The sequence below is a fragment of the candidate division KSB1 bacterium genome (genome assembly GCA_034506255.1).
Lineage (GTDB): Bacteria > Zhuqueibacterota > Zhuqueibacteria > Zhuqueibacterales > Zhuqueibacteraceae > Coneutiohabitans > Coneutiohabitans thermophilus.
Genome location: JAPDPX010000012.1, coordinates 111,291 through 132,914 on the forward strand (window position 1 = coordinate 111,291; position 21,624 = coordinate 132,914).

Consider the following 21,624-nt stretch of genomic DNA (forward strand, 5'->3'; position numbering starts at 1 on the left):
AATTTTTTGGCTTTATGTTGGATTGATGTGGATGAGGCATGGCAGGACTTTGACCGCGGGTGGGGGGCACGGGGGTGTTTCATCCGGCCGGGATTTGTCTTGTCGAGGTAATTGTCATGCGGCGCGCGGCACCCCTCAGAATCAAAATGAGCTTTCATAGTGGTGCCTTCCGACCCTGAAGGGTCTACTACAAAAGTCTTTTCGTGTGGTGATTTGCCCTGTTCATTTGCACACCCCTCACGATGAGAATGTCGCACAGAAATCTTGTCTGCAGGCAGGCGGGAGGCCTGCGCTACGGCATTCTCGTGGGAATACTGCTTTGGTGGGAGGGTTTGGGAGAGTCATCTTGACTTCGAGGTTGGAATCTCTGCCGTGCGCTGAACGGGCGTCGCGATGAAATCAGCGTTTCTCGCGCAAGAGATCAATCCGGGTGCAAAATTCAGGTTGAAAAATTAGCCATTGGACGTCAGCCTGCTTGAACCGCCGAGCCGCCAAGTACGCAAAGCAATGCCAGCCTGGCGTTGCTTGCGACTTTGCGGTTCAAGTTTGGCACGAAAAATCCCGCCGGCCGACAACAGGTCTGCGCGACGTCCCCACATGTGACTGTGGCACTATGTTTCGATGCTGAGGGCCGGCGAGGGTGCCAGCAGGCGGGAAGCCCTGCGGAGGGGAAAAGAGGGCGGCCGGGAGTGGCACCGGCTCGGGCACAGGCCGGGCTTTTCACCGAACAGCGGCGGCGGCCGAGAAGGAGCTGGCGGCGCGTGCCCGTGCTATTTGATGCCCAGACGCTTGCACATGCGGTGAAAGTTGGGCGGTGCCAGCCCCAGGAGCCGCGCGGCCTCGGCATCGGAGCCGGCGTGTTCACGCACAAAGCGAAAATAGCCGGCCTGCATCTGTTTTTCCATCTCGCGCCAGGGCAGGATGCGCCGGCCGTCTCCCTGCCCCCAGTTGAGGAATTCCACCGGCGCGGCAGGCTGTGGTTGCATGCCCAGGGCGGCATGGACTTGCGCGATGGTGACGGGATCGGCATGCGCCAGGAGCAGGCGTTGCACCACGTTTTGCAGCTCGCGCACGTTGCCCGGCCAGTCATAGTTGCTCAGTGCCTGCAGGGCTTCCCCGGTCAGATGCGGCGGCCGCTGGTTCATTTCGGCGCTGAACAGTGCCATGAAGTGGTCGATGAGCAGCGGGATGTCTTCACGGCGCTGCGCCAGGGCGGGCACGCTGATGGTGGCGACATTGAGGCGATAGTAGAGATCTTCGCGGAAGCGTTTGGCGGCGACCTCCTTTTCCAGGTCCTTGTTGGTGGCGGCGATGATGCGGACATCGACGGCGATGGTGCCGGTGCGGCCGATCTTGTCGATTTCGCCCTCCTGAATGACGCGCAGCAGCTTGGCTTGTGCGGAGAGCGGCAGCTCGGTGATTTCATCGAGGAAGACGGTGCCGCCATCGGCGACTTCGAACAGGCCCTTTTTGGTGGCATGGGCGCCGGTGAAGGCGCCTTTCTCGAAGCCGAACAGTTCGCTCTCGATGAGGTGATCGGGGAGGCTGCCGCAATTGATCGGGACGAAGTTTTCAAACTGCCGGCGGCTGTTGTAGTGGAGGTTGATCGCCACCAGTTCCTTGCCGGTGCCGGAGGGGCCGCGCACCATGACGTTGACGTTGGTGCCGGCGAACTTGGCGATCAAATCCCGCAGGTGGCGCATGGCCGGCGAATCGCCGATGATGCGCTTGCGGCGCAGCAGCCCCTGCACGGTGTTTTGCAGGCGCCGCGCGGTGCGCTGCTGTTCTTCGAGCAGGCGCCGGCGTTCGAAGGCATTGATGATGTTGAGCACGAAATCGGTGGGCTGATAAATGTAGGCTTCGATATCGCCGGGGTATTTGGTGCAATACCAGATCGCGCCCGCCTCCTGCAGGCGGTGGGCAAACTCGAAGTCGGTGACGTTGATGGTCATCTTGGTGACGATGATGACCTGGAGGGTGGGGTCGATTTCCTTGATGCGCCGGATCAGGTTTTCGCCGATGATCGCGCCCGGGATTTGAAAGTCCATGATCACCACATCATACCGGCCGGGGTTGCGTTCCAGCAGCGTGAGGGCCTCCTGGCCGTCGGCGACCACATCGCGAATATGAATGCGGTCGGCGAAGGGACGCAGGGTGTTGCGCACGCGGCGCGCGTCGAATTCCTCGTCTTCGATGAGCAGCAGAGAGATGATGTCATTGGTTTTCATGCTGGTGGTCTCCGCCGAGTCTTGTGTCCGCCTGCGGCGGTGGTGTTTCACGCCGGGGGAATCCGGAGGGTGAACTGGCAGCCGCCGCCGGGCAAATTTTCGGCATCCAAATCCCAGCCGCAGCGCTGTTTCGAGATTTCGTAGGCAAGATAACAGCCATAGCCCGAATGCAGGCCGTTGCCCTTGGTGGAGATGTTCTCCAGGAAGAGGCGTTTGATGCCGTGTTCGTTGGTTTCCAGCAGCTCGGGCAAAATGGGCCGGCCGTTGTTGGCGATGACGACGCAGGCGACGCCGGTGGCGGCTTCGAAACGGGTGCGCACCGTGATGGTGATGCGGCCGTCGCCGCTGTGGTCCAGGGCGTTTTGCAGCAGCGGCTCGAAGATTTCCCACACCACGAATTCATTGACCTGCACCGGCGGCAGGGCGGGGTCGAGGTCCATCTCGAAGCGGAACTCCTCCGACTGCCGGGTCAGGCGCAGGCAGATGTGTTCGACGATGAAGCGCAGCACTTCGTTCAGGTCGGTTTGAAAGATCGGGCCGCGGATCGCCAGCACCGGGGGCTCATACCATTTCATGTCGTAGATGACGCGCGAGATGTAGTTGGCGTATTTGGTGACGCGGTACTTGATCTCCTCGATGTTGGCGGTCGACAGCATGCGCACATCTTCCTTGATGAAGCCCATCACCTTCTCGGCCTTGTGGTGGGTGTGGTAGATGCGCTTGGCAAACTGGGCTTCCTTTTGATAGTGAATGCGCTCACGGAGCTGGGCTTCGCGCTCCTTGAACAGGAGCTGCTGGGCCTCATCGCGCTCCTGCACGGAATAGGAGGAGACAAAAAACAGCGCGAGCATGCCGAACAGGATCATGCCCATGAACACCATGCCGGATTGATTGAAGCGGGTGATGATCTCGCGGGTGACGAAGCCGAAATCGGGCGCATTTTTGATGTAGACCGCGCCGGCATACTCGCCCTTGGGGACGAAAGGCACGAACACGTGAAAGGTCTGCCGGCCTTCGAGCAGATTGCAGACCTGCTCGGTGGATTCGAGCCGGCCACGCACCTGGCGGTAGAGGCGGGTGGCCTCGCGGTGCGGCATGTCGGCGGGGGGCGGCTCCGCCGGGTTCTCGAAGAAGAAGCGGTAGAGCGCGGTGCCATTGTCGATGGCGAAGACGCGCTCGCCCTGCGCCACCAGCACGCAGGCCTCTTCGACATGCTGCAGCAGCAACTGCTGGCTGAAAATGATGTCGAACGCCTGAATCAGCTTGCGGCGGTCGGCGGCGCTCTGGCGGTGCGCCGGGGAGGCCGTCTCCAGCAGCAGCTCCAGCGAGATGGCGGCGAGATTGGCGAAGCGCTCGGCGGAGTCGCGTTGATACCATTCCTGGGCACGCACCAGGAAATCCCTCACCGAATTCTTCTGCACGAAGGACACCAGCACCTGTGACGCCACCATGATGCTGAACAGCACCAGCACGTGTTTCAACTCGAAATGATGGCGGCGCAGCCTGGCAACGAGACGGTCTTGCGGCGAATTCATGGTCAGTTGATCAGCACTTTTTGCGAGCGAATCATGGCAGCCGCACCGGCGAGCGCGGCGGGGACGGAGATTTCCTGCTTGATGGCGCGATGGGCAAAGAAAGAAAGAATGTCGGAAATCTTGGTGTACTCGACCAGCGCCGGGCGGTGCATGCCGGTGGCGAGCAGTTGACGGTAGTAGCGCAAATCGGGATGCCGGGCGCAAAACAGACTGTCGTCATAGACGGAATGGATGGCGGGCAGATACCCCATGGTTTCGTAGACCAGGCGCTGCATTTCCCGGCTGGTGGCAAACTTGAGGAACTCGAGCGCCGCCGCCTTTTGGTTCGAATCGCGTGCGATCATGAGATTCCAGCCGCCAAAGACGGCCGCGGGCGGTGAGCCGGCAAAATGCGGCAGCGCCGCAAACGCGATGGCTTTGACCTTGTCGCCGTAACGGCTTTCATAGGTGCGCAAATTGCCCGGCCAGCCGCGGAAGAAAAGCGCATCTTCGGCGAGCGCGTGCTCATAAACATCGACTTCCTTGTAGCCGGTGACCGCCGGCGGGGTGAGACGGTAGCGCCCCACCAAATCGACCAGCAACTGCAGGGCGCGCTGCGCGGCAGGGGTGTTGATGCCCAGCGAGTCGCCGCTGATCAACACCGGGTGTTGATGGCCGATGTTCTCCACCAGGGAACACATCAGGCCCTCATAACTGTCCGCCGGGAACAAATAAAACGACGGCTGCCGCGCGGCGAAACGCCGGCCGAGCTCGATGAAGTCCTCCCAGGTCATCGACGCCTTGAGCTTGCGCTCCACCTCGGCGAAATCCGGCAATGCTTGCAGCAGATCCCGGCGGTAATACAGGATGCCGATGTCGAAATAGAACGGCACGCTCACCAATTCCCCGCCGGAAAAACAGGAGGCGAGCGCCTGCGGCAGAAAGGCCTGCTGCTCCTTGGCGGAAAAATACCGGCTCAGCGGCTCCGCCCATTTCACGAAACGCGGTGTCCACACCACATCCACCGCGAAGATGTCGATGCGCGAGCTCTTGCTGCGCAGCGCCCGGGTGAGAAGCTGCTTGCGTTCGTTGGTGCTGAATTTGGTGAAGGGGAGATTGATGGGCACCACCTGCACCCGGCCGCGATACCGCTCGTTGAAACGGTCAATGATGGTTTGCTGCGCCGCTGAGAGATTGTCGGCAAAGTAGAGGGTCGTGACCCCGGCATCCTCTTCCTCCTCCGGGCCGGCGGGAGTGAACACCACGATGACGATGGCCAGGGCGGCAATCAGCAGCGAGGCGATCAATAAACTGGTTCTGGAAAAGAGACGGCTGAACATGTTTCACCTGTGCGTTGGCCGGATGGCGTCCAGAGGCCTCCGCCCTCCGTGCGCGCGGTTTGCGGGCAGGATCGGGGGAGGGGAGAACGCTGATGCTTTGCGCCGCGTGCCCGGCCCGTGAGCGCCTGCAAAAGGGACTTTTTTCATCATGAGGCTGGCGGGAAACCGCGGCCGCACCGCGCTCGTGCACGAGTGTGGCGTGCGAGGTCTAAAGGCAGGGACAGCAACAGCGGGGAGCCGCCCGGGCCGCATAACCATGCGCATCACATTCCGGCGACAGACAAGGAGATTGCCGCGAATTTGCATCCGTCAATCACGCAGCGATAATGCGAAACCGGCGGGAATTTGTCAAGCTGGATTTTGGCCGCGGCGGGATGCTTTGGTAACGTGTGGCGTGGCGTAAACATCGCTGCCTGCGGACAAGAAGTCCAGTGGCAGCAATTTTTCAAACAAAACAAAAAACTCTCACGCCAAGATTTTTTCAGCAGAGCTTGCCAAACAACAAGCCGCCGCACCATAAAAATCACACCGGCCACCAGGTTTTCCCTCGTGCTCTTGGCGGGTTGTGTGGTTCACAAATCTTCGCAGGGACAGTTCCGTCCGCCCCCTTTTTAATCTGCCCCGGCCTGGCCGGGGCATTCCTGCAGAGGGCATCCGCAGGATCGCAAGATTAGGGCTACGGTCAAACCGTGGCGGAATGGTTATTCCTTGCACAACCTCTGCGGCTTCGCGTCCTTGTGTGTTTTGGCTTTTGGATTTGATCGCTTCGAAAAATTTGGCACCTGAATTTTGCTCCCAGATTGATCCCCTCCGCAAGCAACGCCAATCTGATCACCCCCCACCACGCAGGGGGTGGTGCATAAAAAATTTTGCAGGCCACCGTGCGATCCACTCCGGCAGGGATGAACCGTTTGATTCTCTGCAAAAAACCGCGCCAGATCCCGGGAAATTCTGCAGGCCACTCCCAAAGGAGTTTAAAGACACGCAAGATTCCGATGTTTACACACAGTTCACTCCTCACGGAGTTTTATGAACACGCATTTCTTCCGGACAACAGCAGGGCAGCATGCAAAATTCAGGTGGCAGCATTGGGCTGGCAGTCTGCGCTACGGCATTTTCGTGATATCCTGCGGCGAAGGCAAGCGGCGTTTGCCCGGAAAGCCCGGGGGCGTTGTCCGTGCACGTGGGAATCCGTGTCACCGTCATTCCGACGAACACGAGACCTCCCACGAAAACCATGGCAGCCCTTTCGGGGATCATACCCGCACCATCTCAGCCAGCGCGGCAAACTCGGCCTTGAGTGCCGGATAGAGTGCGTGATAGCGGGCGTAATATCCGGCATATGTCTTCGCAGCAGAGGAGGGCTGATGATGATCGGTGATGCGGATCACCTGTCCGGCAGCAGCTTCGACGCTGGAATAAACACCGGTGCCGACCCCGGCCAGCAGGGCCGCGCCATAGGCGGCGCCTTCGGTGGAATTGACCGTGACGATTTCCGTGTTGAAAACATCAGCCAGCATCTGCCGCCAAAGGGCACTCTTGGCACCCCCCCGGAGGCGCGCACCTGCCGGGTGGGCATGCCCAGGGCGCGCAGCAATTCCAGGGAATCGCGCAGCCCAAAAGTCACGCCTTCCATCACGGCGCGCGTGAGATGCGCTTTGGTATGGCGGATGTTCAGACCAATGAAAGCACCCCGTGCGTGCGGGTCGGGATGGGGGGTGCGTTCGCCGGTGAGATAGGGCAGAAACAACAGGCCTTCACTGCCCGCAGCGACCTTTTCCGCGGCTTGCGTCAAGGCTTCATAAGATTCATTGCCGGCGAACAGGTCGCGATACCAGCGGAAACTGCCGCCGGCGGAAAGCATCACGCCCATAAGATGCCATTTGCCGGGCAGCGCATGACAGAAGGCATGCAAGCGGCCCTGCGGCTCGACGCGATAGGAATCCGATTGGGCAAACACCACACCGGAGGTGCCGATGGTCACGGCCACCGTGCCTTCGCGCACGATGCCGGTGCCGACAGCCTGCGCCGCCTGATCACCGCCGCCGGCGACGACAGGCGTGCCCGCCAGCAGTCCGGTGGCTTGCGCAGCCGCCGCATTGATTTTGGTGCTGGCAACCGGCGACTCGGTCACTTCCGGCAACCAGGCCCGCGGGATATTCAGCGCGGCCAGCAAGTCTTCCGACCATTGGCGCCTGCCGACATCGAACAGGGAGGTGCCGGAGGCGTCCGCCACGTCGCTGAAAAACTCACCGGTGAGCCGGTAGCGCACATAGTCCTTGGGCAGCAGAATATGCGCGATGCGGGCATAATTCTCCGGCTCGTGCATGCGCGTCCAAACGATCTTCGGCGCGGTGAAGCCGGTCAAAATCGGGTTGCCGGTGAGCTGCAGGACACGCGGCGCACCGATCAAATTTGTGATCCACTCGCATTGTTGCGCCGTTCGCTGATCATTCCACAAAATGCACGGGCGAATGACGTCGCCGTGTGCGTCGAGCAACGTCATGCCGTGCATTTGCCCGGTGAGGCCGACCGCGGCGACCTGCCGGCCGGTGATTTGCGCTTTCTCCAAAACGGCACGAATGCTTTGCACCGTGCCCTTCCAAAACAGCGCCGGATCCTGTTCGGTCCATCCGGGTTTGGGGGAGTCAAACGGATATTGCGTGGCCGCCACGGCGACGACGCGCCCGGTCTCATCAATGAGCAGGGCCTTGGTCGCCGTGGTCGAAGTGTCGATGCCGAGCAAATGAGGCATGGCAGTTGACCGTGATCGTTTACCGCTGATGGTGATCAGTTTTTTCGTGTTGCGCAAAATGATATTGCGGTTACGTCAGGCCCGTGAGGCCGGCCAGTCGGTGAAACTTCCGCACCACAAGTCCGAAATCATCCGGACGAGAGAAAGGGAAAAATATTAGCGCACTCCCATGAGCAACTCGAACACCAGTTGATCGAGGCGTTCATACTTCAGGCCGCGCCGGGCAAGGGCTTCGCGGTCGAATTTGTGCATTTTGAGTACGGTGGCTTTTTGCGCCGAGAAGCTGCCGAGCCACTCAGCCGTGACGGGGTCTTGCGCCGTCAGTTCTGCGAGCAGGGCTTGGATGTCCTGGTCGGCGTTGAATTGCGCGGCCTTTTCCTTCAGGATGAGATAGGTGCGCATGCAACCGGCGGCGAAGTCCCTGACGCCGTCGCGATCTTCGGTACGATAAGCGTGGGCATCGAAATGGCGCGGGCCGGCATACCCGACGTCTTCGAGGAATTTCACCAAAAAGAAGGCCTGTTTGAGATTGTGCGAGCCGAAGCGGAAATCCTGATCGTAACGGGCGAAGTTTTGATCGTTCAGATCGATGTGAAACAATTTGCCGGCGTCCCAGGCCTGGGCGACGTTGTGCAGGAAATTCAATCCCGCCATGTGTTCATGCGCCACTTCGGGATTCACCCCCACCATCTCGGGATGATCGAGCGTGGCAATGAAGGCGAGCATGTGGCCGGTGGTGGCGAGGTAGATGTCGCCGCGCGGCTCATTGGGTTTGGCCTCGAGTGCAAACTTGAGATCATAGCCCTGTGTGCGCACATAGTCGCAGAGAAAATTCACGGCCTCGCGCATGCGCTTGATGGCCTCAAGCGGATTCTTGCCGGCATCGGTCTCGCTGCCTTCCCGGCCGCCCCAAAAGACATAGATCGTCGCACCCAGCTCGACACCGAGATCGATGGCGTGCATGGTCTTGTGCAGTGCGTAGGCCCGCACTCTGGCGTCATGCGAGGTAAAGGCGCCGTCTTTGAAGACGGGATCAGAGAACAAATTCGTCGTCGCCATCGGCACAACCAGGCCGCTTGCCGCCAGGGCTTGTTTGAATTCGCGCACGATGCGGTCGCGTTCCGTCGGTGTGGCATCGATCGGCACGAGGTCATTGTCATGAAGGTTGACGCCATAGGCGCCGGTTTCCGCGAGCAAATGAACAAGCTCCACCGGAGAAAGCACGGGCCGCACGGGCAGACCGAAGGGATCACGGCCTACATTGCCGACGGTCCACAACCCGAAAGTGAATTTGTGTACGGGACGAGGCTGGTAGTTCGACATGGTTCATGTCCTTGCGAGTGAGTTTTGAGCGGATAAAAAGTGTGAAGGTTGAAAATTCATCCTTTTGCCTCATTCAAACAGGCTGGAATGGCCCGGCCGGTCGGAGGTCGGATCATAGATGCGAAAGTTGCCGCTCAATTGCAACATGGCCAGCAGAGAGAGCAGACCATCATAATACCTGCCAGGGCCACGGGGAATGGGGGGTGCCCACAATGCCGCGACAAACTCTTTCCCAAACGGGGCGATTTCGAAAATAAAAACCTTTTGGGACCGAAGGGTGTTGATGTTATTTTGTGTTAGCCAAACGCACCCAGTTCCCGCACTCCACACCAAAAAGGTTGAAGCAATATGGCGAAAAACGGCGCCGACAAACAAGCAGAAATTTCCAGAGTGGAAGTCACCACCGGGAAGATGTGTGGCCGCGGCGGTTTGTTTTTCTTTTTGCGATACCGCGGAGATGGCTTCGTCACACCAGATGAAACGTTTCTTTCGAAAATTTCTGGCCGTGCCCAACCGGCAGTCTCGTCAGATTCTGCTCGTGATGTTTTTGTGGCGACTGCGGATCGGACGACCCGGAATCGTGGTTCTGGTCGGCGGGGTGGTGGTGCTTGCCGACGACGGTATCCGCCAACGCGAAGGCATGGGACCCTCCCACACAGGAACAAAAAGGGCTGTCAGCCGCTGGCGGTTTGGGGGGACAATAAAAATCCGTGTTTTTTGAAGAACGTCTCAAAATTCACCAGATTTGTGCGGACGAAAATATGACGACCACAGGAACCTTCTCACGGCTTGTCCGGCGGTCAACCTCGTCAAGAGCGGGGGCGAATCATTCGCAAAATCGTGCAACCGGTTGTCGAGCAACTGAAATCGCTCAACTATGGGAACGCAACGCCGATCCGACGCGCGTCTTTTCGAGGTGAGTGGAGAGCCGCTCGGTTGCGGTTCTTGTTTCTCTCAACGCCATTGGCCAGTTTGATTCGCACGCCCGCCGAAGAGCAAAACCGCCATCTCGCCGCGCTGTGCGCCCGGACAGGGGCAGCGTGGTATGCGGGGCTGCAGCCGATGGTGGAGATTGCCAACAGTAGCCAAACGTTTAGACATCGTACCAAATCGAGGCAGCCGCGATGACTTCCAAACAACGCATGCAACGGGCCATGGCCCGGCAAATCCCCGATCGGGTGCCGGTGATGTGCCAGCTTGCGCTGGGACACTATTTCCTGCACGCCGGCGTTGCGCCGCTCGACATATGGTACCGCTCGGAGGGCTTTGCCGAGGCGCTCATCAGAATGCAGCAGCGCTACGGTTTTGACGGCATTCTGATCAATCTCCCCGGCCGGGATCCCAATTATGAAAAGTACCTGGACAAGATCGAGTCCGGCAACGACGAACTGCGTTTGCGCTGGCGCAACGGCAACTACACCATCTTTCCGCTGGATGACAACCCGCACTACTACCAGGCGGACGGCACGCGCTATTTCCCGAGCTTCGAGGAAATTGATCCCGCGCAACTTTACTATGTCGAGCCCTGGGATCTCACCGACATCACTTATCCCTACACCTGGGGCTTCGAGAGCGAGCCGCGCCCCTGCAACGATTTCTTTCCAGAGTATCATTTCGACACCATCAAACTGGTGAAGGCCCGTGCCGGTGCCGGCGTTTCCGTGCACGCCGAAGTTTTCTCGCCGTGGTCGCAGTTTTTGGAACTGTTGAATTACGAGAATGCCCTGCTGGCCATCCTGGATGATCCCGGCAAAAGCAAAGCCTGCCTCGAACGGTTGACCGAGGGTGCGATCGATCTGGCCAAAAGGCAGGCGGCCTGCGACGTGGATGCCATCTTGATTTCCTCGGCCTTTGCCGGCGCCGGTTTGATCTCGCGCGCGCATTACGAGGAATTTGTTCTGCCCTGTGAAAAAAAGCTCATCGCCGAAGTAAAAGCCGCCACCGCCCTCCCCCTCTATACCCACACCTGCGGCAGCATCGGCGACCGCCTGGATCTGATGTTGCAAACCGGCACCGATGGCATCGACACTCTCGATCCACCACCGCTCGGCACGGTGGAGTTGGCCGAGGCCAAGCAGATTCTGGCGGGAAAAGCCTTCATCAAGGGGAACATCGATCCGGTGCATACGCTGCTGAACGGCAGCCCCGCGAAAATCAGAGCAGATGTGCAGCACCGGATTGCGATTGGCAAGCCGGGGGGCGGCTACATCCTGAGCTCGGCCTGCTCGGTGGCGCCGCATACGCCGCCGGCGAATATCGAATTGCTGGTACCGTTGGCGGAGGAATGGGGAAGGTACTCACCCGGCGAGGAGTGCGAATAAACCCAAGCAGCCCCTCGCCAGTCGGCCGTTGCTTCGATCCGGCTGGCGGCCTACAGTTGCACGGCGCGCCGCGTGCCGTCATGCTGGCTGTCAGGCGGTGCTTCCCGCACCACATCTGGTGCGAACCTCTTGTTTGCCCGCAGGCTGAAAGCTTGTGCTGCGATCTGTTTGCAGTGCTTGTTCCGGCGCGGGTTGATTTGCAGAAGGCAGCCACCTGTTTCCAACGACAGGCCAGTCCAGTCCCGGCGGGGCCGCGGCATGCCATCGTCCTTGCGTCAAATGTCATGCAACAGCCAAACCGGTGCAAAATCCCGTGAGGTGAACTGTCATCCCGAGGCGGGTACTCGCGGGACAAAGCGCCGGCTCAGCCTGGCAAGCCCAGGGCACCAACATGCATCCACCTTCATCAGAACAACCCCAGCGCATCGCCGCAACTTTCGCGGCCCATTTCGGCGACCGGCGGGACAGGATCATGGTGCGCTCGCCGGGAAGGATCAATCTGATCGGCGAGCACACGGATTACAACGAAGGTTTCGTCCTGCCGGCGGCCATCGATCGTGCCATCTGGCTGGCCGCGGCGCCGCGCACAGACGGGCAGTTTCACTTTGTCGCGGCGGATCTGCACGAGCTGTTCACCTGCACCTGGCAGAGCCTGCGCCCCTGCTCCCAAACCTGGCCGAATTATTTGATGGGCGTGCTCGCTCAGATGCGACGGGCGGGCAGCGAGGTGCCGGGTTGCGAGGCCGTGTTCGGCGGTGACGTGCCGATCGGCGCCGGCCTGTCCTCCTCCGCCGCCATGACCGCCGGGTTTGCTTTCGCGCTCAATGTGCTGTTCGGTCTGGGCTTCGACCGGTGGCAACTGGCTCATCTCGCACAGCAGGCCGAGCACGAATTTGCCGGCGTGCCGTGCGGCATCATGGATCAGTTCAGCAATCTCTTTGGCGGGGAACAGAAAGTTGTACGGCTGGATTGCCGCACGCTGGCGTACGAATACTTTCCCTTCGCGCACGACGACGCCTGCTTCGTATTGTGCGACAGCGGTGTGCGCCGGCGTCTGGCAGCTTCCGAGTACAGCGTGCGCCGCCGCCAGTGTGAAAGCGGCGTCACCGTGCTGCGCCGGCACCAGCCGGCGGTCCAGAGCCTGCGGGACGTGAGCCTGGAACTGCTCGCCTCCTGCCGGAAAGAGCTGGAGCCGGTGATCTATCGACGCTGTGCTTATGTCGTGCGCGAAAACGCCCGCGTGCTGGCCGCGTGCCAGGCGCTGCAGCGTGACGATCTGCATGCCTTCGGCGCGCTGATGTTCGAATCCCACGCCGGCTTGCGCGACGAGTACGAAGTGAGCTGCCCCGAGCTGGACGTGCTGGTCGGAATTGCGCGCCAGGTGCCGGGTGTGCTCGGCAGCCGGATGATGGGCGCCGGCTTTGGCGGCTGCACCCTCAATCTGGTGGCCACGGAACAGCTCGCACACTTTGAAACAGTCGTGCACACGGAATATTCGCGCCGCACCGGCGGCCGGGCGGATATTCATATCGTGCGGCCGGCAGCCGGCACCGAGTGCGTGGCATTGTAACCCATCGCAACCCGAGCCCCGCCGCAACGACACAGAGCAACGTCCTGAAAGAAAGCCGGTGCTCATGCGCATCACCAAGCCCCAATGCAACGCGGTAAAAACACCCCGGCAATGCCGCCTGCAGCCGGGCCATTGACGTTGTGACAGCAGATCGTTATCTTCCCGCCATAAAACTGCCCGCATGCCCGGGCAGCTTGTTCGCGCCAGGACGGACAACCGCGTGCAGCATCGCATCACGACCCGGGTCACCCTCAGGCATTTTTTTCACCGGCCTGCGGCACTGAACTTCCATCACGACAAGGTGCTTCCCCATGCCGAACAAATACCTGGCTTTCGATCTGGGGGCCGAAAGCGGCCGCGCGATCCTGGGGACGTTGCGTCGCGACCGCATCTCGCTCACCGAAATTCATCGTTTCACCAACTCACCGGTCATGCAGGACGGCCACCTCCGCTGGCAGGCAGACCGCCTGCTGGGGGAATTGCAGCAGGGTTTGGCGCGCGCCGCACAGCAGGGTCATCGCGATCTTGCCGCCCTCGGCATCGATACCTGGGGCGTTGACTTTGGCTTGCTCGACCGTCACGACCGGCTGCTGGAAAATCCCGTCGCCTATCGCGACGCCCGCACCAACGGCATGGTCGCACGCGCCTTCGAGCTGATGCCGGCCGCCGAGCTCTATGCCCGCACCGGCATTCAAATCATGCCGATCAACACGCTCTATCAACTGCTCAGCCTGGTCGAAACCAAAGCGCCGGTGCTGGCAGCGGCGGAACGCCTGCTGTTCATGCCCGATCTGTTCAACTTCCTGCTTACGGGCAGCAAAGCAGCAGAGTACAGCATCGCCTCGACCTCGCAATTGCTCGACGCCACAACCAAAACCTGGGCGCCGGAGATTTTTGCGCGGCTCAATCTGCCGTTGCGCCTCATGCCGCCCGTCATCAGGCCGGGGACGAAACTGGGCAAACTGCTGCCGGCCTTCGCCGGCGCCACCGGCTTGCACCAGGCGGAGGTGATTGCCTGCGGCGGGCATGATACCGCCTGTGCGGTGGCTGCCATTCCGGCGGCGGTGCACAACTGGGCCTACATCAGCTCGGGCACCTGGTCGCTGGTGGGCGTGGAGCGCGCCCAGCCGCTTCTCGATGAGCGCGGCCGCCGCTTCAATTTTACCAACGAGGGCGGGCTCAACAACAGAATCCGTTTGCTGCGCAACACCATGGGCCTCTGGCTGCTGCAGCGCTGCCGCAAAGACTGGGCGGCAGCCGGCGAGAGGCATGACTACGCCGAACTGGTGGCCCTCGCGGCGCGTGCGCCCGCGTTTCGCAGCCTCATCGATCCGGATGCCCCCGTCTTCATCAATCCGGACAACATGCCGCAGGCGATCGCCGATTTCTGCCGCCAAACGCAGCAAGCCCCGCCGGAAGACAAGGGCGGCTTTGTGCGCACCATTTTAGAAAGCCTGGCGTTCCGTTATCGCTTCATCATCGAACGCCTCAACGCCGTCAGCGCGGAACCGGTCGCCGTCATTCACCTGGTCGGCGGCGGTTCGCAAAACGAATTGCTCAACCAGTTCACCGCCGACGCCACCGGCCTGCCGGTGCTTGCCGGTCCGGTTGAAACCACTGCGCTCGGCAATGTCATCAGCCAGGCGATCGCCTGCGGCGAAATTGCGCATTTCGACGAAGGCCGCACGCTGGTGCGCAATTCGTTTCCGCTGAAAGAATATTGGCCGCGCGAAACGGAACGCTGGAGCGAAGTGTATCACAAAATCGAGCCCCTGCTGCGCAGCAGTGGCGTAAACGGCGAGCCGCAGCCCAACCAATCAACGTGACCGTTCAGCCACGGCTGGAACGTGGCTGAAAACAATCTTGGCATCAAGCGGCCTGCAAGGTTCGAACTGTCGCAGATCGCGTGAGGTGAACTGTTACTCGAGGAGGAAAGCGATGCGCAAGAGTCCCCGTGTGCTGATCCCGGCGGCTGCCGCGCTCCTGTTGTTCTCCTGCCGCGAGGCGGGCCGGGAAAAAATCACCCTGGCGGTGATTCCCAAGGGCACGACACACAGCTTCTGGCAATCGGTGCATGCCGGCGCCATCAAAGCCGGTCGCGAGCTGGGGGTGGACATCGTGTGGGTCGGCCCGGAGCGCGAAGATGCGCGGCAGCAGCAAATCAGCATTGTTGACAATCAGGTCATCAATCAAGTCAGCGGCATCATTCTCGCGCCGCTGGATGACGTGGCGCTGCGCCGTCCCGCGAAGGCGGCGGCGGACAAAAACATCCCGGTGCTGATTTTTGATTCGGATTTGCAGGATTCCGACGACTTCACCGTGAGTTTCGTGGCCACCGACAACGATGCCGGCGGCCAGCTTGCCGGAAAAAATCTCGGCGAGATGCTGGGAGGCCGGGGTAAAGTCATCATGCTGCGCTATGCCGAGGGCTCGGCGAGCACCGAAAAGCGCGAGGCGGGTTTTCTTGCCGCCCTTGCCGCCTTTCCCGGGATCACCGTGGTGAGCGCGGATCAGTATGCCGGGCCCACCGCCACCACCGGCCAACAAGCGAGCGAGAATCTCATCCTGCGCTTCAAAGATGCGCAGGGCAGACTCACCGTGGACGGCATCTTCACGCCGAACGAGACCTCCACCTTCGGGATGTTACAGGCGCTGCGCCGCAATCGTTTGAGCGGCACGGTGCGTTTCATCGGCTTCGATGCCAGTGCCCCGCTGGTGGAAGCCCTGGCCAACGGCGAGATCGACGGCCTGGTGGTGCAGAATCCCTTCCAGATGGGTTATCTCAGTGTCAAAACCATGGTCGATCATCTCAACGGCCGGCCGGTGGAGAAGCGCATCGACACCGGCGTCGCCTTCGTCAACCGCGCGAACATGAACGAGCCGGCGATGCAGCAACTGCTCCAACCGGATTTGAGCCCATGGCTGAACTAGCTCCAGCCGCCGCACCGGCCGGCACTGGATGGCTGGAGATGCGCGGCATTCACAAACGTTTCGGCGCCACCGTGGCCCTGGCGCAGGTGGATTTCGAGGTGCGTGCCGGGGAAGTGCACGCGCTGGTGGGCGAAAACGGCGCCGGCAAGAGCACGCTGATGAAAATACTCTCCGGCGCGCTACAGCCCGAAGCCGGCAGCATGTGGCTCGCCGGCCGGCCGTATCACCCACGCAGCCCGCTGCAGGCACGCCAGCATGGCGTGGGCATGATCTATCAGGAACTCTCTCTCGCGCCGCATCTCACGGTCGCGGAAAACATCCTGCTGGGCATGGAGCCGGCCAGGTTCGGCTTCATCAAACGGCGTGAAGTGCAGCAGCGCGCACTGGCCGCATTGCAGCATTTCGACCATCCGGAAATCAAACCCGGAGTGCGGGTGCGCGAGCTCCCGCCCGGCGCCCGGCAACTCGTCGAAATCGCGCGCGCGCTGGCAATGGGCTGCACCGTGCTCGTCTTCGATGAGCCCACCAGCAGTCTCTCCCGCAGTGACATTCAAAGCCTGTTTCGCGTCATTCGTGACCTGCGGCGCAGGGGCCTCGCCATCGTCTACATCTCCCATTTTCTCGAAGAAGTCGGCGAGATTGCCGACCGCCTGACAGTGCTGCGCGACGGCCGGGTGGCCGGCACACGTCCGACTGCCGAAGTGACCCCGGCTGAGATCGTTGCCCTGATGGTGGGACGCACCGTGCAGGAATTGTATCCCCGCTCGCCGCGCCAGCGCGGAGAACCGGTTGTGGAAATCAGACAGCTCAGCGGCATGCAAAAGCCGGCCGACGTCAGCCTCACCCTCTATCGCGGCGAAGTGCTGGGCATCTGCGGGCTGGTGGGCGCGGGCCGCACGGAATTGCTGCGCGCCCTGTTCGGCCTGGACCCCATCCGTCGCGGCGAGATCAAAATCGGGGTTTATGCGGGTCCGGCTTCGCCGCTCAAACGCTGGCAGCAGGGCGTGGGGCTGCTCAGCGAGGACCGCAAAGAAGAAGGCCTCGCCCTCAACCTGTCGCTGGCCGACAACCTCACCCTCTCCAAACTCACGGGGCTGGGTCCGCTGGGACTGATTCTGCCCCGGCACCAGGCGGCTGTTGCGAACCACTGGATCGCGGAGATGGACATCCACTGCCGCGATGCCCGGCAGCGCGTCGCGGATCTCTCCGGCGGCAACCAGCAGAAAGTGGCGCTCGGCCGCCTGCTGCACCATGAGGTTGATATTTTACTGCTGGATGAACCCACGCGTGGCATCGACGTGGCCGCCAAGGCCAAAATCTATGAAGTCGTCGACCGCCTGGTGGCAGCCCGCCATCCCAAACCCCGGGCGGTGTTGATGGTGAGCAGCTACCTGCCGGAGCTGCTCGGCATTTGCGACCGCATTGCCGTGATGGTGCGCGGCAAACTCGGCGCGCCGCGCCCGGCCGCGGAACTCGACGAACACCAGTTGATGCTGGCCGCCACCGGCCAGGCAGACTCGAACTGAGGAAAGCCACTGTGCAGGCTAGCAAGACAGAAATGCCCGCCGCCGCAACGGGCCGCTGGCAGTTCCTCAACACATTCGGCCCGCTGCTGGCGCTGCTGTTGGTGTATGCTTTTTTTGCCCTGTTGAATGACAGGATCACCAGCTTGAGTGCGCTGGAAACCATGGTGCAGCAAACCGTGATCGTGGGTGTAGCCGCGATCGGCATGACGCTGGTGATCATCTCCGGCGGCATCGATCTCTCCAGCGGCTCGCTCATCGCATTCAGCTCGGTGGTGATCGCGCAGGCGATGGTCGCCCACGGCCTGAGTCCGGGGGTGGCTGCGCTTGCCGGCATTGCCGCCGCCACCCTGTGCGGCTGGTGCAACGGCTTTTTGATCACCCGGCTCAAGCTGGTGCCGTTCATCGTCACGCTCGGCACGCTGCTCATCGTGCGCGGCCTGGCCAAGGGCATTGCCAACAGCATGCAGATCAACGCCGGGCAAAGCTGGCTGAGCAATCTGTTGGCGGTGCTGCCGCCCGAGCGCAAATGGCAGCTCGTGCCGCCCGGCGCCTGGTTCATGATCGTCCTGGCGCTTGTCGCCGCCGCGTTGCTGCGCTACACCAGGCTCGGCCGCCACATTTTTGCCATCGGCTCGAATGAACGCACGGCGCAACTGTGCGGCATAGCCGTCGCTCGCGTCAAAGTGATCGTTTACGCCATTGCCGGTGCCTGCGCGGGTCTGTCCGGCCTGATGCTGCTGTCATATCAGGAGCAGGGGGATCCCACCGCCGCCGTGGGGTTGGAGCTGGACATCATCGCGGCGGTGGTAATCGGCGGCGGCAGCCTCTCCGGCGGCGAAGGCGCGATTGCCGGCAGTTTGATCGGCGCGATCATCATGACCATCATTCGCACCGGCTGCCAGTTGAACGGCTGGGCGCCGTGGATTACGCAGGCGGTCACCGGCTGCGTGATCGTGATTGCGGTGGCGGTGGATCGCCTGCGCCACCGCGCGGCGAATTGAGGCTTGGTTGTGGGCACTGCCCGCCACGCCCGCGAGGAATAGCCCCGCAGGACAAATGCAGAAACAGGGGCAACGCGCGGATGATCCCCAGCCGCGATTTTCTCTCACGAAAATAAAAATCCCGCGAAAATGGCTTTTTTCCGCGGGATGTCGCTTTCGTGGAACATTCACTTTCCCACCGCAGCGATTTTTCTCCCACCTGCATTTTGCACCCCGGATTGATCTCCTCCGCGAGAAACACCGCTTTGATCGCGACGGCCAACCACTCAGGGAATGGTGCATAAAAATTTTGCAGGCAAACGTGCGGCCAACTCCGGCGGGAGTGAACTGTGTTTAGCAAAACCGTGTCTCGCATTTCCCCAAACGCCGTCAGGAGTGACCTGTTTGGCCCTCCTCAAAAAAACCGCGTCACATTATGAGAAATTCTACAGGCCACTCCTGAAGGAGTTTGAAGACACACAAGATTCCCATGCCTACAAACAGTTCTCTCCTCACGGAGTTTTGTGAACCCGTCCTTTCTTCCGCGGAACAGCAGACCAGCATGCAAAATTCAGGTGACAACACCGATGCGGTTGTTTTTGTGTTTTGCTCTCTGCCTCTGTGGCAATTCATCTCTGCGAATGCTCTCTGTTTTTTTGCCACTTGCCTTTTGCCCCCTGCTCGGTTTCAATGCACTTCGTGCTTTGGGGTACTTCTCAACCGCGGTCAATTTCCGCCACCTTAAACAAATGTTTTTTAAAAACCATTTTCAGGCCGTTCGCAGACCTACATTCTTGACCATGGTTTATTTTTTTAGGAGACATAGAAAACTCATACAACTAAAAGTTTTTATAGAGTAAGTTAAAGTTATCATGTAACAATATGATTTTATAAGATCCGCAAAAATCAAATGTTACAGAAATGCCACAATGAGACTTGCGTGACGATAAAATAACTCATTTATTTTTGTTTATAATAAACTTGATTCCGTATGGCCTGCTCTCATTTCACGAAAAATCACCGTACATTAAAACAGGCTTGGCCGTGATGATTTTATATATTGTAATTAATAATATTATACTGTGATGTTTTTGATGTGACGTTTTGAAAAATGTCAGGAAGTAAACCGATGGACACGTTTACTATCATTCATATTATCAAATCTATAAATCAACATGCCACGCAAACCTACCCTTCATTTTTGTCAGCGGTTTTTTAACTGATTCACAGATGGTTTTTCAAATATATTAAGTATTTTTAAATCAATAAAATATATGACATCGTATTCTTGTTCATTTTTTAAAGTGAACAAAAAAATGGGCTGTTTTTCAGACCTGTACTTTTGACACAGGTACAAATGGCAAGGGGCAGAGGGCAATTTTGAAACGACATATGGCAAATGAAAATAGTCGTTAAAAATGCGCGATAATAAAGCAATCTTTTGTTGAAAATGCAAGGGTTTAGATGAGCTTCTTGATTTTATTTTTTTGAGGCAGACACATGTGCACGGCGAGGGCGGGTTAGGGCCAGGAGATCAGCGAGGGCGGAGTGGAAAGTACGGATTGTGGTGGCGTGTGTGAGGTATCTGCGTTGCCGTGGCGCCAGACAAAAGCGGCGAAGCAATCTCGGGCTGGGAGGCGAGATTGCTTCGCACAACTGCTGCGCTCAACCAGGTTGAGCCGCCAGCATCCCGGAATGGTTACGGCAGCAGCGGCCGCAGGATGATGGCGGTCAAGATGATCACGACTGCCGAAGCCAGCCACAAGCGCGGCAGGGTGAGCAGCTTGCTGCCGCTTGCGTCATCATGATGCAGGTTGTTGAGCTGCAGCGGCGGTACGGTGTGGGGCATGGCGTCTTCGCCGCCGAACGGTTGGGAGAGGGCGTCTTGCAAGAGCCTCGCCAACCGGGTGATTTGGCGCTTGCGTTGCGGCCAGTCGACCAGAAGCGCGAGGACGACGGCGGCAACAGCAAGCAGGACATGGATGGTACGGCGCATAGGGCCTCCTTTGTTGGTTGTTGGTTATAGGTTGTTAAAAGTCGGCTTCGACAGGCTCAGCCAACGGGCGCTGTCTGAGCTTGTCGAAGGCAGCTTGTCTTGGTGCGAATGGTTAATGGTGAATGATTAATTGTGAATTGTGAATTGTGAATGAATAATGAAACGAGCCTTCAATACATCCCCTGCGGATCCTTGGCGCGCCAGTCGGTTTCGGGGTTTTGCTCGGGCGCCGGCGGTTTTGTTTCAGGCGGCGATTCCGGCGGCGGCAAACAGGCACGCAGATAGGGCCGGAGAAAGAAGCGCAGGGTCTCGGCCCAGAGGTCGCCGATGACGAGTCCGGCAATGGCAGGCGCGAGGCCGGCCTGGAGCCGGGCGTGCAGTTGTTGAGACAGCCCGGCATCGCAGGCAGCTTGCGCCCAACGGCCCAGCGCGGGCAGAATGTCAAAGAACGCCAGGCAGGCGCCAAGCATGCCGCCAATGAGGGCGAGACTGCCGAACATTTCGACGGCATCGTGCAGGCGCTGCAGGAAGCGGTGCTCGCGCGCGGTGAAGGCGCGCGTGAGGCCGCGGCTGCGCGCGAACAGGAGAAAGCCGGTGGTGGCGGCCATGAACAGGGCGGCAAAGAGCATGAAAGGCCACACGGGGCCGAGGGCAGCGCGGGTGAAATAGGTTTGGAGCATGGTGGTTCCTCGTTGTTGGTTGTTGGTTGTTGGTTGTTGGGCGTTGGGCGTTGGTCGTTGGTTGCTGGTCGGTGCCTGAGCTTGTCGAAGGCGAATTTGGTGAATGATTAATGGCAAAGGGTTAATTGCTAATGGTTTAATGAAAATTATGCGAACACGACGGGCGCATCCTGGCGGGCGATGGTGTCGGTGGCTTTGATGCGCTGGCGGCAGCTTTCACAGAGCTGGTAGTAGCGAATACGGTCGCCTTGTTTGGGTTTGATGTAAGGCTGCACGGCTTTTTGCATTTCTTTGAATTGCTCGGGCGTGAGCAGGCATTCGAACACCGAGTATTGCACCGCCAGGCCGAATTTTTTGAGCCGCTTGTGCAACCGGGCGCGGCGGCGGTCATCACTGATGTCGTAAGCGGCGACGATAAAGGTTTTCATGCTGGTTGCTGGTTGCTGGTCGTTGGTTGTTT

15 protein-coding genes and 1 pseudogene are annotated in these 21,624 nt (G+C 59.8%); 6 read left to right on the forward strand and 10 right to left on the reverse strand.

Going from position 1 to position 21,624, the window contains the following annotated elements; translation table 11 throughout:
• Nucleotides 1-770: 770 nt before the first annotated feature.
• The 7 genes and pseudogenes from ONB52_20685 to ONB52_20715 form a co-directional block, all read right to left on the reverse strand.
• Nucleotides 771-2,228 carry a sigma-54 dependent transcriptional regulator gene (locus ONB52_20685; protein ID MDZ7418550.1) on the reverse strand — a complete coding sequence of 486 codons (1,458 nt, stop codon included), beginning with the start codon at nt 2,226-2,228 and terminating at the stop codon, nt 771-773.
• 47 nt (nt 2,229-2,275) lie between these two features.
• Nucleotides 2,276-3,763, reverse strand: a complete 1,488-nt coding sequence (locus ONB52_20690; GenBank protein ID MDZ7418551.1) for an ATP-binding protein — start codon at nt 3,761-3,763, stop codon at nt 2,276-2,278.
• 2 nt (nt 3,764-3,765) lie between these two features.
• A complete protein-coding gene (locus ONB52_20695; protein ID MDZ7418552.1) occupies nt 3,766-5,082 on the reverse strand; it encodes an extracellular solute-binding protein in 1,317 nt (438 codons plus the stop codon).
• A gap of 263 nt (nt 5,083-5,345) precedes the next feature.
• A complete protein-coding gene (locus ONB52_20700) occupies nt 5,346-5,618 on the reverse strand; it encodes a hypothetical protein (protein MDZ7418553.1) in 273 nt (90 codons plus the stop codon).
• 720 nt (nt 5,619-6,338) lie between these two features.
• Nucleotides 6,339-7,837 (reverse strand): annotated as a pseudogene (xylB, locus tag ONB52_20705) (xylulokinase).
• A 156-nt stretch (nt 7,838-7,993) separates the two neighbouring features.
• On the reverse strand, nt 7,994-9,160 hold the full coding sequence (xylA, locus tag ONB52_20710) for a xylose isomerase (GenBank protein ID MDZ7418554.1): 1,167 nt from the start codon (nt 9,158-9,160) through the stop codon (nt 7,994-7,996).
• A gap of 69 nt (nt 9,161-9,229) precedes the next feature.
• Nucleotides 9,230-9,673 (reverse strand): hypothetical protein, encoded by a 444-nt coding sequence (locus tag ONB52_20715; protein ID MDZ7418555.1) that lies wholly within the window; start codon nt 9,671-9,673, stop codon nt 9,230-9,232.
• A gap of 611 nt (nt 9,674-10,284) precedes the next feature.
• Here ONB52_20715 and ONB52_20720 point away from each other — a divergent pair.
• The 6 genes from ONB52_20720 (at nt 10,285) to ONB52_20745 (ending at nt 18,509) form a co-directional block, all read left to right on the forward strand.
• Nucleotides 10,285-11,481, forward strand: coding sequence for a uroporphyrinogen decarboxylase family protein (locus ONB52_20720; protein ID MDZ7418556.1), 1,197 nt, complete (start codon nt 10,285-10,287; stop codon nt 11,479-11,481).
• Nucleotides 11,482-11,872: 391 nt separating this feature from the next.
• Nucleotides 11,873-13,051, forward strand: coding sequence for a galactokinase (galK, locus tag ONB52_20725; protein ID MDZ7418557.1), 1,179 nt, complete (start codon nt 11,873-11,875; stop codon nt 13,049-13,051).
• A 311-nt stretch (nt 13,052-13,362) separates the two neighbouring features.
• The gene (locus ONB52_20730) at nt 13,363-14,877 is read left to right on the forward strand and encodes a rhamnulokinase (protein ID MDZ7418558.1); all 1,515 of its coding nucleotides are present in this window, start codon (nt 13,363-13,365) and stop codon (nt 14,875-14,877) included.
• A 112-nt stretch (nt 14,878-14,989) separates the two neighbouring features.
• Nucleotides 14,990-15,982, forward strand: coding sequence for a substrate-binding domain-containing protein (locus tag ONB52_20735; protein ID MDZ7418559.1), 993 nt, complete (start codon nt 14,990-14,992; stop codon nt 15,980-15,982).
• Nucleotides 15,970-17,508: a sugar ABC transporter ATP-binding protein gene (locus ONB52_20740; GenBank protein MDZ7418560.1), complete on the forward strand. Its 1,539-nt coding sequence runs from the start codon at nt 15,970-15,972 to the stop codon at nt 17,506-17,508. The genes ONB52_20735 and ONB52_20740 overlap by 13 nt, the downstream gene beginning before the upstream one ends.
• 32 nt (nt 17,509-17,540) lie before the next feature.
• Nucleotides 17,541-18,509 carry an ABC transporter permease gene (locus ONB52_20745; GenBank protein ID MDZ7418561.1) on the forward strand — a complete coding sequence of 323 codons (969 nt, stop codon included), beginning with the start codon at nt 17,541-17,543 and terminating at the stop codon, nt 18,507-18,509.
• Nucleotides 18,510-20,187: 1,678 nt separating this feature from the next.
• On the opposite strand, the gene ONB52_20750 is transcribed toward ONB52_20745, so the two are convergent.
• The 3 genes from ONB52_20750 to cas2 all read right to left on the reverse strand — a co-directional run bounded on the left by ONB52_20750 (nt 20,188) and on the right by cas2 (nt 21,592).
• Entirely contained in the window at nt 20,188-20,484 is a 297-nt protein-coding gene (locus tag ONB52_20750; protein ID MDZ7418562.1) for a hypothetical protein, read from the reverse strand.
• A gap of 170 nt (nt 20,485-20,654) precedes the next feature.
• Nucleotides 20,655-21,164: a hypothetical protein gene (locus ONB52_20755; GenBank protein MDZ7418563.1), complete on the reverse strand. Its 510-nt coding sequence runs from the start codon at nt 21,162-21,164 to the stop codon at nt 20,655-20,657.
• 146 nt (nt 21,165-21,310) lie between these two features.
• On the reverse strand, nt 21,311-21,592 hold the full coding sequence (gene cas2 / locus ONB52_20760; protein ID MDZ7418564.1) for a CRISPR-associated endonuclease Cas2: 282 nt from the start codon (nt 21,590-21,592) through the stop codon (nt 21,311-21,313).
• Nucleotides 21,593-21,624: the final 32 nt, after the last annotated feature.